Source organism: Collinsella tanakaei, assembly GCF_030373545.1.
Taxonomy (GTDB): Bacteria; Actinomycetota; Coriobacteriia; order Coriobacteriales; family Coriobacteriaceae; genus Collinsella; species Collinsella tanakaei_C.
Genome location: NZ_JAUDCO010000008.1, coordinates 80,305 through 92,290 on the forward strand (window position 1 = coordinate 80,305; position 11,986 = coordinate 92,290).

9 protein-coding genes are annotated in these 11,986 nt (G+C 68.2%); 7 read left to right on the plus strand and 2 right to left on the minus strand.

The annotated features are described in order from the left end of the window. Window positions 1-17: 17 nt before the first annotated feature. A complete protein-coding gene (locus tag QUW00_RS07765) occupies window positions 18-209 on the minus strand; it encodes a hypothetical protein (RefSeq protein WP_289613814.1) in 192 nt (63 codons plus the stop codon). On the opposite strand from QUW00_RS07765, the gene QUW00_RS07770 reads away from it, so the two are divergent. The 5 genes from QUW00_RS07770 to QUW00_RS07790 all read left to right on the plus strand — a co-directional run bounded on the left by QUW00_RS07770 (window position 208) and on the right by QUW00_RS07790 (window position 5,166). Next, entirely contained in the window at window positions 208-333 is a 126-nt protein-coding gene (locus QUW00_RS07770; RefSeq protein ID WP_289613815.1) for a hypothetical protein, read from the plus strand. The genes QUW00_RS07765 and QUW00_RS07770 overlap by 2 nt on opposite strands. Before the next feature lie 246 nt (window positions 334-579). Next, window positions 580-1,362, plus strand: coding sequence for a sulfite exporter TauE/SafE family protein (locus tag QUW00_RS07775; protein ID WP_289613816.1), 783 nt, complete (start codon window positions 580-582; stop codon window positions 1,360-1,362). A gap of 254 nt (window positions 1,363-1,616) precedes the next feature. After that, entirely contained in the window at window positions 1,617-3,410 is a 1,794-nt protein-coding gene (locus QUW00_RS07780; protein ID WP_289613817.1) for a 1-deoxy-D-xylulose-5-phosphate synthase, read from the plus strand. A gap of 139 nt (window positions 3,411-3,549) precedes the next feature. Continuing rightward, a complete protein-coding gene (locus QUW00_RS07785; RefSeq protein ID WP_289613818.1) occupies window positions 3,550-4,488 on the plus strand; it encodes a D-2-hydroxyacid dehydrogenase in 939 nt (312 codons plus the stop codon). Window positions 4,489-4,530: 42 nt separating this feature from the next. Continuing rightward, window positions 4,531-5,166 (plus strand): flavodoxin family protein, encoded by a 636-nt coding sequence (locus tag QUW00_RS07790; RefSeq protein WP_289613819.1) that lies wholly within the window; start codon window positions 4,531-4,533, stop codon window positions 5,164-5,166. A 355-nt stretch (window positions 5,167-5,521) separates the two neighbouring features. On the opposite strand, the gene QUW00_RS07795 is transcribed toward QUW00_RS07790, so the two are convergent. Continuing rightward, a complete protein-coding gene (locus tag QUW00_RS07795) occupies window positions 5,522-6,862 on the minus strand; it encodes a M18 family aminopeptidase (protein WP_289613820.1) in 1,341 nt (446 codons plus the stop codon). A gap of 232 nt (window positions 6,863-7,094) precedes the next feature. Here QUW00_RS07795 and QUW00_RS07800 point away from each other — a divergent pair, with 232 nt between their 5' ends. Both QUW00_RS07800 and QUW00_RS07805 read left to right on the plus strand, forming a co-directional pair. After that, complete coding sequence (locus tag QUW00_RS07800) at window positions 7,095-8,054, plus strand: AAA family ATPase (protein ID WP_289613821.1); 960 nt, start codon at window positions 7,095-7,097, stop codon at window positions 8,052-8,054. A gap of 9 nt (window positions 8,055-8,063) precedes the next feature. Continuing rightward, complete coding sequence (locus tag QUW00_RS07805) at window positions 8,064-11,789, plus strand: transglutaminaseTgpA domain-containing protein (RefSeq protein ID WP_289613822.1); 3,726 nt, start codon at window positions 8,064-8,066, stop codon at window positions 11,787-11,789. Window positions 11,790-11,986: the final 197 nt, after the last annotated feature.

Here is an 11,986-nt window from a genome sequence, read left to right on the forward strand (position 1 = left end):
AAACGCCTGATGTTTTTTCACATGCTCATCTGGGAGAGCCCTTGGTCGGCCAAGATCGACATCGACCAGAGATACGCCATGGACGGCACCGCGGCTTCCCGCTCCTCGCGACGCCCGTCACGCCGAGCGGGAAACTCGATCCCCCTCGGCTGCCAGGCAGGTTGCGCATCCGCTGCGGCAACGTCGCCAGTCTGTCGGATATATCCCATGATGATCGCCTCCGCAATCCTTGAATCCGATGGGCGCACGATGCACTCGAGTGTATCGTGCCACGGCGACGTGGGGCGCAACGCGCTCGACGCCGAAACCCATCGCATGGAAAAGGAGACGTAGCACGTTTGTCATCTGCCGGAAACAATAAAAGAACACCTCTGCGATCCGCCCTGCGGGTGAAGAACGTCAGACGTTTTTTCACACCGACGCAAATGGGTTGAACGGAACACGTCCCCAACCAACCCCATGAGATGAGCCCGTCATGTGGAATCACGCCTGACGCGTTTTCGCATGACGCGAGGACCTCGAATGGGTTGGGCGGAACACGTCCCCAACCAACCCCCCCACCAACCCAGAAAGAGGCTTATGACCCTGCTTCTCGTCATCATCATGAACGCGCTTGTCGGCGCCTGCATCGGGCTGACCGGCATCGCCGGCTTTTTGCTGCCGATGTTCTACACCGGCTTCATGTGGCTTTCGCCCATCGAGGCCCTCGTGCTTTCGTTCGCGGCGTTCATCGTCTCGGGCATCCTGGGGTGCCCCGCCTACCGCAAGACCGGGGACCTGCCGCTGCGCGCCAGCGCCAGTCTGCTCGCAGGCAGCCTGATCGGCGCGGTGGCGGGCACGCGGGTGGGCCTTATCCTGCCGCCCGCGGTCCTCACGGTCATCCTGTATCTGGTCGTGCTCGGCAGCGGGGCGTCGGTGCTCGTCCGCATGCGGAGCGATGCGCGCCGGCCCGGATCCGCCGACGCAGACGGCGTCCGCGATTTCCGTCAGCCCTCGTCGCTCGTCCTGTTCGCCATCGGCCTTATCACCGCCGTCGTGTGCGCGGCGTCGGGAGCCGGCGGGCCGGTACTCGTGGTGCCCGTGCTCATGCTGCTCGGCATCCCCGCGCGCCAGGCGGTCGCTATGGCCCTTCTCGACTCGGTCGCCGTCGGCATACCCGCCGCCGTCGGCTACTTTGCCGGCGGCTCGATCGGATCTGAAGTGTGGGGGCTTCTCCCCGCGGCGCTCATCGCCCATGGCGCAGGCGTTCTCGTGGGTGCCGCCAACGCCCACCGCATCAACGCCGGCCTGCTCAAAACCATCGTCGCCTCGGGCTCCATCCTCATCGCCCTCATCAAGCTCGCCCAGTTGGCCTGCGGATGATCGCTGACACGACCGCATGCCCACCTCCGACAGGCAGGCGTGCGGCATCGCACGCTCACGTAATCAACACGAGGGGCGCAGCCGTTCGCTTTGCGCCGGTGGACGGCACCGGACGCACGCTCCGGCCGCCGACGACGTCTTGACACTCACACAGACGACGCACATCGCGCGAAAAAGTGTGAGACACTTGATTGACTGACCGTGCGCACGCGGCGCACAGCCATACGAATGCTGCGGGAAGGGGGACGCGCACGATGTATCTTTCGCATATCACATCGCCGGCCGACATCAAGTCGCTCGACCGCAGCGCGCTTCCCCAGCTGTGCGATGAGATCCGCCAAGCGGTGATCACCTCATCGGCCGCGGTCGGCGGCCATGTCGCCCCCAACCTCGGTGCCATCGAGCTCACTGTCGCCCTGCACCGGGTCTTCGACTCCCCCCGCGACAAAATCGTCTTCGACGTGTCCCATCAGATCTACGCGCACAAGGCCCTGACCGGCCGCGCGTTCTCCTTCATCGATCCGGCGCATTACAACGAGGTCTCGGGCTTTTCCAACCCGGTCGAGTCCGAGCACGACCTGTTCGCCATGGGGCACACGTCAACCTCTATCAGCCTGGGCGTAGGCCTCGCGCACGCGCGCGATTTTGCGGGCGACGCCTACGACGTCGTCGCGGTCATCGGCGACGGGTCGCTGTCGGGCGGCCTTGCCTTCGAGGGACTCAACAACGCTGCGGAACTCGAGGGCGGCTTGATCATCGTCGTCAACGACAACGACCAGTCCATCGCCGAGAACCACGGCGGGCTCTACCGCAACCTCGCCGAGCTGCGCGCCTCGCAGGGCAGCGCCCCGAACAATTACTTCCGCGCCCTCGGGCTCGATTACCGCTATCTCGAGCAGGGCAACGACGTGTTCGCGCTCGTGGATGTCCTCGACGAGCTGCGCGGCTGCGACCACCCGGTCGTGCTTCATGTGCATACCGTCAAGGGCCTGGGCTTCGCTCCCGCCGAGCACGACCCCGAGGCATGGCACCACGTGGGTCCCTTCGATGTCCAGACCGGCGCGAAGGCCGGCGCACACGGCGCCGTCGCCATCGACTACGCCGAGCTCACGGCCACGCACCTCATGCCGCGCATGGAGCGCGACCGCTCCCTTGTCGCCATCAACGCCGCCACGCCCTACATCATGGGCTTCACGCCCGAGCGTCGCGACGCGGCGGGTTCTCAGTTCGTGGACGTGGGCATCGCCGAGGAGCATGCGGTCACCTATGCGACCGCGCTCGCGGCGGCGGGCGCCAAACCGGTGCTCGGCCTGTATGGAACGTTCCTCCAACGCGCTTACGACGAGCTGTGGCACGACCTGTGCCTGAACGCCGCGCCCGCCACCGTCTTGGTATACGGCTCGTCCGTATGCGGCAACACCGACCAGACGCATCTGGGCTACTTCGACATCGCCATGCTCGGCGACATGCCCGGCCTGCGCTACCTTGCCCCCACCTGCGCCGACGAGTACCTGGCCATGCTCGACTGGTCACTTGACCAGCATGACATGCCCGTCGCGATCCGCGTGCCCGTCGCCGCCGCGGAGGCAGTCGGTGCGGACGCCGCCGACGCGCTCGCCACCGCCCCCTGCGCCGTCGCGACGGACTACTCCCAGCCCTCCTATCAGGTTGTTCGCGAGGGCTCCGACGTCGCCATCCTGGCGCTCGGCGATTTCTTTCGCCTCGGTGCGGCGTTTGCCGACGAGCTCGAGCGCCGCGCGGGCATCCATGCCACGCTGATCAATCCCCGCTTCATCAACGAGCTCGACCGGGATCTGCTCGAGGACCTTGCGCGCACGCACCGCCTTGTCGTGACCCTTGAGGACGGCGTGCTCGAAGGCGGCTGGGGCGAGAAGATCGCACGCTTCATGGGACCGCTTCCCGTGCGCGTCCGCTGCCACGGCGTGCACGCGGGATTCCCGGACCGCTACGACCCCGACGAGCTGCTCGCTCAAAACGGCATGACCGTCGACACCATGGTGCGCGACGCCCTTGAGCTTCTTGCGTAAAACCCGACCGAGCAAACCGTTGCATGCGGCAGGCGTTGGCCTGCGGACCATATCGGTACTGCGACACCCGGCGCTATACTGACAGAAAGCGCGCGGTGCGCGCCGGCATCCATCCGCATCCATCCTGAACGGAGACCGCATGAACGTCCTGGTCCTTCTGCCCTTCAACGACGCACAGCGCACGACCCTCGAGGCGGGTGCGCCGGACGCGACGTTTACCTACACCACCAAAGCCGACGTGACCGACGAGCAGATCGCCGCTGCCGACGCCATCATCGGCAGCCTGGCGCCCAACCGTCTGCCAGCGGCGCGCAATCTGAAGCTCCTGCAGCTCAACTCGGCAGGCTACGACAACTATGTCAACCCCGTGGGCACGGTCCCCTCCGAGGTCAAGCTCACCTGCGCCGTCGGCGCCTATGGCCAGGCTGTGTCGGAGCACATGTTTGCCATGCTGCTCGCCCTCATGAAGCGCCTGGACGGCTACCGCGACGACCAGCGCGCCCACGTGTGGACCGACCGCGGCGCGGTCACCACGCTTGCCGGCGCGCACGTGCTCATCTTGGGCGCAGGCGACATCGGAACGCACTTCGCACAGCTCTGCTCGGCCCTGGGGGCGCATGTCACCGGCCTGCGCCGCCATGTGGGCGAGCCCCCGCGCGGTTTCGAGGCCGTGCGCACGATGGACGAGCTGTTCGACCTGCTGCCCGCAGCCGACGTCGTCGTGTCGTTCCTGCCGAGCTCCGCGTCGACGCGCGGCATGGCGGACGCGAGGTTCTTCGCCGCATGCAAGCAGGGCGCCTACTTCGTCAACGGCGGCCGCGGCGACCTCGTCGTACAGGACGACCTGATCGCCGCGCTCGAGGAGGGCAAGCTTGCCGGCGCCGCCATCGACGTGACGGTACCTGAGCCCCTGCCTGCCGACAGTCCGCTGTGGGATGCGCCCAACCTGTTTATCACCCCGCACGTTGCCGGACAGTTCCATCTGTACACGGTGCTCGACAACATCGTCGCCATCGCCGCGGAGAACCTGCAGCACCTAGCCGCTGGCGAGCCGCTGCGCAACGAGGTCGAGCACTGAGCGAAGCGCCAGTACCGACGAGATTACCTGGGAGGGATTCGCATGAAGGTCATGTTGGTCAACGGAAGCCCGCACAAGGCGGGCTGTACGAACCGCGCACTCGAGGAGGTCGCCCGCACACTGGAGAGCTGCGGCATCGAAGCCGAGATCTTCTGGATCGGCGCCAAGCCGGTCGGCGGCTGCGTCGCCTGCGGCGGATGCAACGCCCGAGGCGCCTGCGTGTTCGGCGACGTCGTGAACGAGTTTCGCGCAAAGGCGGCTGAGGCTGACGGCTTCGTGTTCGGCGCGCCCGTCCACTACGCCCATGCCGCAGGGTCGCTGCTCGCCTTCATGGATCGCCTGTTCTACTCCAACGGCCGTGCCGGACAGCCGAACGTGTTCGCGCATAAGCCCGCCGCCGCGGTGACGAGCGCACGCCGCGCGGGAACCACCGCCGCCCTCGACGATATCCAGAAGTTCTTTACCATCTCGCAGATGCCCATCGTGAGCTCGCGCTATTGGAACAACGTCCACGGCAACAGCGCCGAGCAGGTGGAACAGGACGAAGAGGGCCTGTGGACCATGCGCCAGCTCGGCCGCAACATGGCCTGGTTGCTCAAGTGCATCGAGGCCGGACGCGCCGCCGGCGTGGAGCTGCCCGAGCAGGAGGCCGGCACCTGGACCAACTTCGTGCGCTGATTCGGGGAAATGCCGTCGATTGAATCCGTGCAAGACGGGCGGCCCGTCTTGCGGCCGCCCACGATCGCTCGCTGCAGCCGCAGTGGCCAAAAATGAACGATTGCTGTCAGGATCACGGTCTCTGACGGCGTAATCAAGCGGCGATACCGCGATGCGATATCGCCGCTTATCATCTTATATGTAGAAGTTATATCAGATTAAGGTTGCGCCCACTCCACACTGCCGCGAGCAGGCGCGATTGCGCTCCAAAGCACCCTTGAGAGCGGTCGGGCACGTCAGTAATCGTTCATTTTGTGCCAGCAACAGCATCTCGAACAGATACGCGGCTCTCGACATGCGAACGTCGTGTATCAACTTACGCGATAACTGCAGCTTCCGCACCGTCGATCTGAATATCGGTGTTGTAATACGCCGTCAGCGCGTCGATGACGAGCTGTACGTCGCGGGCGCCGGCCGTCTCGTAGCTCGAGTGCATGGCCAGCTGCGGGCAGCCCACGTCGATGGCGTGCATGCTCACGTGCGCGTTGGAGATGTTGCCGAGCGTGGAGCCGCCGGCCATGTCGCTGCGGTTGGCGAAGGTCTGGTGCGGCAGGCCCGCATTGTCGAGCAGCGCCGAGAACACCGCGCGCGAGAAGGCGTCGGTGCAGTAGTGCTGGTTGGCCGCCTCCTTGATCACGATGCCGCGGTTCAGGCGCGGGTCGTTGGCCTCGTCGGCCATCTCGGGATGGTTGGGGTGAATGGCATGAGCGTTATCGCAGCTCACGAGCATCGACGAGGCGAGTGCGCGCACGAGGCTCTCGGGCGTGCGGCCGATGCGGGCGTTGATGCGCTCGAGCGTGTCGCGCAGCAGCGTCGATGCCGCGCCCTGCTTGGTGTGCGACCCGACCTCCTCGTTATCGAAGCAGACGTACACCGAGACGTCGCGCTCGTTGTCGAGCGCCAAGAACGCCTCGAGCGCGGTGTAGGCGCACATGAGATCGTCGAGCTTGGGCGCTGACACGAACTCGTCGGCGGCTCCCCAGATGCGCGGCTCCTGACGGTTGACCAAAAACAGGTCGCGAGCGAGGATCTGCTCGGGCTCCACGCCCAGCTCTTCGGCGACGAGGGCATCGACGGCGCCGCGCGTCAGCTCCCCGGCGGAGAACAGCGGGCGCAGGTCCACGGCGCGATTGGGCGAGAAGCGGTCGTTCACGCTGCGGTCCATATGGATGGCGAGGCTCGGGATGAGGGCGACGTCACGGTCGAGTGCGAGCAGATGGCTCTCCACGCGCGAACCGTTGCGCACCATGACGCGGCCGGCAAGCGACAGCGGACGGTCGAACCACGTGTAGTCGATCATGCTGCCGTACGCCTCGGTGTCCAGGCGCAGGTACGAAGCGGGGCCCTCGAGCTCGGAGACGGCCTTCAGCTTGAACGTCGGCGAATCGGCATGCGACGCCGCGATCTGGAAATGGAACCCCTCCTGTGGCAGGTCGCTGCCGACGTGCCAGGCGATCACACTCGAGCCGTTGCGCTGCGTGTAGTAGTCGCCGCCCGGCTCCATGAACCACGGCGCCCCCTCGGGCAGGTAGGTGAAGCCCGCGGCCTCGAGCCGCGCCCGAATGGCCGCGACCGTATGGAACATGCTGGGGCTCTGCTTGATGAACTCGATGAGTCCGCGCGCCGCGCAGGCGTCGGTCTCGCTGTGATCGGCCATGGTGGGTACCTTTCTGTCCGCCATCTGTCGGCACCAGTCTAGCGCGCGCCCCGCGCAGGGCAACCGCGCCGGACGCCCTTACGGGGTATCGCCACATCTGTCCCCGGCATGGGACGATGCGACCCGCCCGTTCCGCTCCCGTCTGCCCCCTTCGGCCTTCCCGTCATGCGCGCACCACATAATCGCGCTATGCTTTCGTTGGATGGAGCACGCACCGCGTGAAGGAGCAGCCATGGCCGAATCTGCACGCACCGCCCGAACGGTCACCCTCGCCATCGTCGACGCCCTCGACCGCACGCTCTCGTGTGGCCGCGAGGCGATCGAGCTCGCTGTCATGACGCTCGCAGCAGGCGGTCACCTGCTGCTTGAGGACGTGCCGGGCATCGGCAAGACCACACTCGCCCGCGCGCTGGCCCGCGCGGTCCAGGGAACCACCGCGCGCATCCAGTTCACCCCCGACATGCTCCCCTCCGACATCACGGGCGTCTCGGTCTTCGATCCGCAGGCGAAGGGGTTCACGTTCTACCGCGGTCCCCTGTTCGCGCAGATCGTGCTGGCCGACGAGATCAACCGCGCCAACCCGAAGACCCAGTCGGCGCTGCTCGAGGCGATGGAGGAGCGCCGCGTCACCGTGGACGGCGTGACCTACGACCTACCACAGCCGTTTACGGTCATCGCCACGCAGAACCCCGTCGAGATGGAGGGGACCTACCCGCTCCCCGAAGCCCAGCTCGACCGCTTCATGTGCCGCATCAGCCTGGGATATCCCGATGCGCGCGCCGAGGCGCGCATGCTCATGGCCCCGAGCGGCAAAGATCCGCTTGCAAAGCTCAAACCCGTCTGCAGCGCAGGCGAGCTCGCCGCCGTCACGCGCACGGCGGCACGGGTGCACGTCGACCCCCGCGTCGCGGCGTACGCCGTGGCGGTTCTCGCAGCCACGCGCACGAGCCCGCTCGCGCGCCTGGGGGCATCGCCGCGCGCCGGGCTCGCCCTGCTCGCGATGAGCCGCGTCCGCGCGATGCTCGACGGCCGCGATGCGGTGTTCCCCGGGGACATCCGCGCCATGGCGCCCGCCGTGCTCTCCCATCGCATCGTCTTTGCCGACCCCTCGGTGCAGGCAGCAGGCCTTGCAGCGCAGCAGCGCGAACTCGAGCGCATCATCTCCGGCGTGCCCGCCCCCAAGGCGCGATAGCGAGGGACCATGGCGGCCACGCGCGCCCGAAGCGCGCCGAACGGGACAACCCAGCGCGAAGCGAAGCCCGCCACCGCGCGGCGGCGCGCCAAGGGGGCTGGCGGACGGCGCACGCATCGGCGCCTTGTCCCCCTTCGCCCGACGCCGCGCGCCCTCGTCGTGCTCGTCGTGGGTGCCGCGTGTCTGCTGCTCGGTTCGCAGACGGCCTCGGAGGCCCTCGTGGCGGGCTCGCTTGCCTGCGCCCTTGCGCTTGCAGCGGCACTCATCAGCGTGCTTGCCGGGCGGGTCGCGGCGGGAAGGACACCTGCGCCAATCGGCAGCGCGGAGGCAACGGACGGGAGCCCGATCCGCCGTCTCACCGGCGCCGCACTCAAGCTCATCGCGGCACCGGCAATCGGAGACGCGACCATCTGGGAACAGGTCGACCAGCACGGCAGAGCCGTGCGCACGCTCGAGGGCGACCAGCCGCCGCGCGAGCGAGGCCTGTACCGCTCCCTCGAGACGGTGATCACCTGCCGCGACGTCTTCGGTTTCTGGATAGCACGCCGAACGCTGACGAGGCGCAGGGAGCTCTGGGTGCCGCCCAAGGCGCGCACGCAGCCGAGCCGTGCGCTCCAAGACCTCCTGGCGCGCCGGTCCCCCTTTGCCCTCACGGCGCAGCGCGAGCGCTCCTCGGCGCTCGTGCGCCCCTACGAGCAGGGCGACCCGTTGCGCGCCGTATCCTGGAAGGCAACGGCACACCACGGCACGCTCATGTCGTTTGAACACGAGCGGACCGAGCGCGTCCTCCCCCTCATCGCCATCGATGCGGCGACACCCGGCGATATCGATGCGATCGCCGAGGAGGCCGCCGACGCCTTCGCGCGCATCTCGAGTCTGCGCGGCGCGCGCGGAGCGGTGCGGGTCTGCGACGGGATCACCTGCGCCGCAGACGAGCAGGAGGCCATGCGCCTGATCGCCTCCCTGCAGACGGAGCCCTCAGATGGGGCCGAGGCGCACGGCGCTCGAAAGCGGGCGGCGGCCATCGCCCGCCAGGCCCGCCTGGGCGGACGCGCCGAAGCCGCGCCGATCGTGCTTGTGGCCGGCGCATCCGATACGCCGCTCGCATGCGCCCTGCGCGAACTGCCCGAGGGGCGCGCCCTGACGGTCCTCGTCGCGGGGCGCGCGCAGCACCGCCTTGACGCCCCCGGACGGCGCGATGCTACCGAGCAGACCGCGGCGCGCGGCAATCTGTGGACGAAAACGCCTGCGCTTCCACGCCCCGACGGCGCAAGCGATGTCCTGTCCTGGATATGCTGTCTGATCCTAATCGCGCTCACCGTGCGCGACGCGACCGCGCTTATCGAACCGTCGTCCTGGCAGATCGTCGGCGCCGGCGCCCTTACTGCGGCCGCGACGGCGGCGACGGTTGCGCGCTGGATCCCCGGACTCCGCCGGGGCATCGGACGCGCCGCGGCGCTCGTGGGCGCGGGCGCGCTCATCGTTATCGCCTGCATCGCCGCAGCGGCGTCCCTGCTCCATGCGCAGACCGGCATCGACGTCCTCGTCCCGCGTGCCAGCCTGGCGCCACTCGGCATCGATGCCCAAGGGGGCGGTCTGGGCTGGGTCGTGCCCGTCCTCATCCGCGGCATCGAGGAGCTGTACGTTGGCCAGTGGGTGCCCGTGAACGTGAGCGCGGTATCGGACGCCGCCCTCGCGATCGCGGCCGCCCCGCTCGCCGTGCTCCTCATAGGGCTCATGGCCTCCCGGCGCGCTCGCGCCCTGCTCGCCTGCCTGCCGCTCGCCCTGTCTGCCACGTGCTTCTGCTTCCTCGGGACGCCGGGGCACGCGCTTGAGGTCGCGGCGGCCGTGGCGTGCGGCCTGGCGCTGCTCGCGCTTGGCATCGGTCCGGTGGAACGCAGCGGACACGACGCGCGCACGGACCGTCCCGCGCCCGCCCGGCGCACCGTCCGCTCGCTCGCCCGGCGCGTGCCCACGCTCATCGCCTGCATCGCCATCTCATGGTGCGCCTGCGCGCTCGCACCGCGCGCGACCGTCGCGTCCCAGGCGATTCCGATCGACTTCGGACTGCAATCCAACGTCCTGTCCGCATCGTCGGTGAGTCCCGTGATGGATCTCAAGCGCGACCTGATCCGTCCCCAGACGACGACCGCGCTCACGTACTGGACCGATTCGAACGGCCCCCTCTACCTGAAGCTCGCCGTGCTCGACAACCTATCCGGCGACACGTGGCTGCTCTCCACCTCAGACGCAAGCGCGGGCTCCTGGAACCTGGGCGCGTTGTTCGGTGGGACATCGGCAGCCGATCCCGCGCTTCCGGGCGACAACCCGCAGCCCACGCCCCTTGAGGCAGCGGTGGAGGACGGCGACTGGGGCAGCGCGGGCACGGCCCGCCGCGTCGAAGCGACGATCAGCGTAGACGGCCTCACGTCGCGCTTCGTGCCGTTGCCTATCGGAGCGCTCGCGACGCGCACCGACGGCACCGAGCCGACGGGAGATTGGACCTGGAACGAAGCGGGCACGGTGAGCGGCACGGACTCGTCCACCTACCGCGGTCAGCTGTATACGGCAACGGCGGCGTACGTGGAGCCGATCGGCAGCACCGCTGAGCTCGACGACGCCCTGAGCCTCAACGCCCGCGCCCTCGCGCAGCGCTTCGACGAGCTCGCCGACGCTGCGGACACCAGCGCGCATGAGCGCTGCCTGGCGCTTCCCGACCACCTCCCGACAGGCGTCCAAGCCGTCATCGACCAAGCGCACGAGCAGGGCGTGGCCGAAACCTGCGAAACCCTTGCGGATGAGCGCGCCGCCCTCGCGTTTTTGCTGGACTACTTTTCCGACGAGCGGTTTGCGTACGACCTCGATGCCCCCGATGGCGACGGGCGTGACAATATGCAGGTCGTCGAGGATTTCCTGGAGAGCGGACGCGGTTACTGCCTGCACTACGCCTCAGCTATGACCGTGCTCAGCCGCGCACTCGGAGTCCCTGCGCGCCTCGTACTGGGCTATCGGGCGCGCGACGCCCGGGCATCGGACGGCTCCTACCTGGTGACCAATCGCGATCTGCATGCCTGGACCGAGGCGTACCTCGACGGCGTGGGATGGCTCCCCCTCGATGTGACGCCCGCGCAGGCATCGGGCACGGGACGGGCGGCCGACTCTGCCGACGAGCCGGACGAGGCGCCGGACGATCCGCGCGAGCAGGTCGATACCGAACAGGAAAACGAGCAGGAGCAGGTAGACGGCGAAGACGGGAAGCGCGCCGATGGCCCCGGCAGCCAGGCAAGCGCGGCTCCGGGCACCGCGGATACCGGCTGGCTCGATGCCGCCGCACGTTTCGTGAACGACCGCCTGCTGCCCGTCGCCGTCCCCGTCGGAGCCGTGATCCTGCTCGTCGCCGCACCGTTCGCCATACGCCATGCGGCGCACGCCGCGCGCATGCGCGCGATCGCCCGAGCCGAGGCGGATCCGCGCCGCGCCGCCGAGGCGGCATGGGCAGAAGTGCGAACCCGGGCGCGTCGGCTCGGTGCCAGATGGGACGCAGCCGCCACCGAGGAGGACATCGCGCGCGCCGCCATGGCCTGCGCGCCTGAGCACGCCGAGGAGATCGGCCTCATCATGCGCGCCGTATGCCTCGCGCGCTACGGCGGCGACGGGGCGTGCTCCTGCACCGCAGATGAGCTCGCCGCGGCGCTCGACCCTGCGCGCTGGCCCCGTCGCGCAGGCAGGAGCTAACGGACAGGCAGTTTTGCCCTATTGGGGACCGTTTCGCCACACTGCTGAAGACTGACGCCGCGAAGTGAGTGCTTCGATGCGAGATGCCCGCGTAGACGCATGCCCATGGGTTGGTTGGGGACGTGTTCCTTCCAACCCCATCAACCACCAGGGGTGGTAGGGACCAGGGGGGTATAAACAAATGACGGAGCCGGCGA

Coding starts and splice junctions, on each gene's coding strand:
- QUW00_RS07765 (WP_289613814.1), bottom strand. CDS start 209: ATGGGATATATCCGACAGACTGGCGACGTTGCCGCAGCGGATGCGCAA.
- QUW00_RS07795 (WP_289613820.1), bottom strand. CDS start 6,862: ATGGCCGATCACAGCGAGACCGACGCCTGCGCGGCGCGCGGACTCATC.
- QUW00_RS07785 (WP_289613818.1), top strand. CDS start 3,550: ATGAACGTCCTGGTCCTTCTGCCCTTCAACGACGCACAGCGCACGACC.
- QUW00_RS07780 (WP_289613817.1), top strand. CDS start 1,617: ATGTATCTTTCGCATATCACATCGCCGGCCGACATCAAGTCGCTCGAC.
- QUW00_RS07770 (WP_289613815.1), top strand. CDS start 208: ATGATGATCGCCTCCGCAATCCTTGAATCCGATGGGCGCACGATGCAC.
- QUW00_RS07805 (WP_289613822.1), top strand. CDS start 8,064: ATGGCGGCCACGCGCGCCCGAAGCGCGCCGAACGGGACAACCCAGCGC.
- QUW00_RS07775 (WP_289613816.1), top strand. CDS start 580: ATGACCCTGCTTCTCGTCATCATCATGAACGCGCTTGTCGGCGCCTGC.
- QUW00_RS07790 (WP_289613819.1), top strand. CDS start 4,531: ATGAAGGTCATGTTGGTCAACGGAAGCCCGCACAAGGCGGGCTGTACG.
- QUW00_RS07800 (WP_289613821.1), top strand. CDS start 7,095: ATGGCCGAATCTGCACGCACCGCCCGAACGGTCACCCTCGCCATCGTC.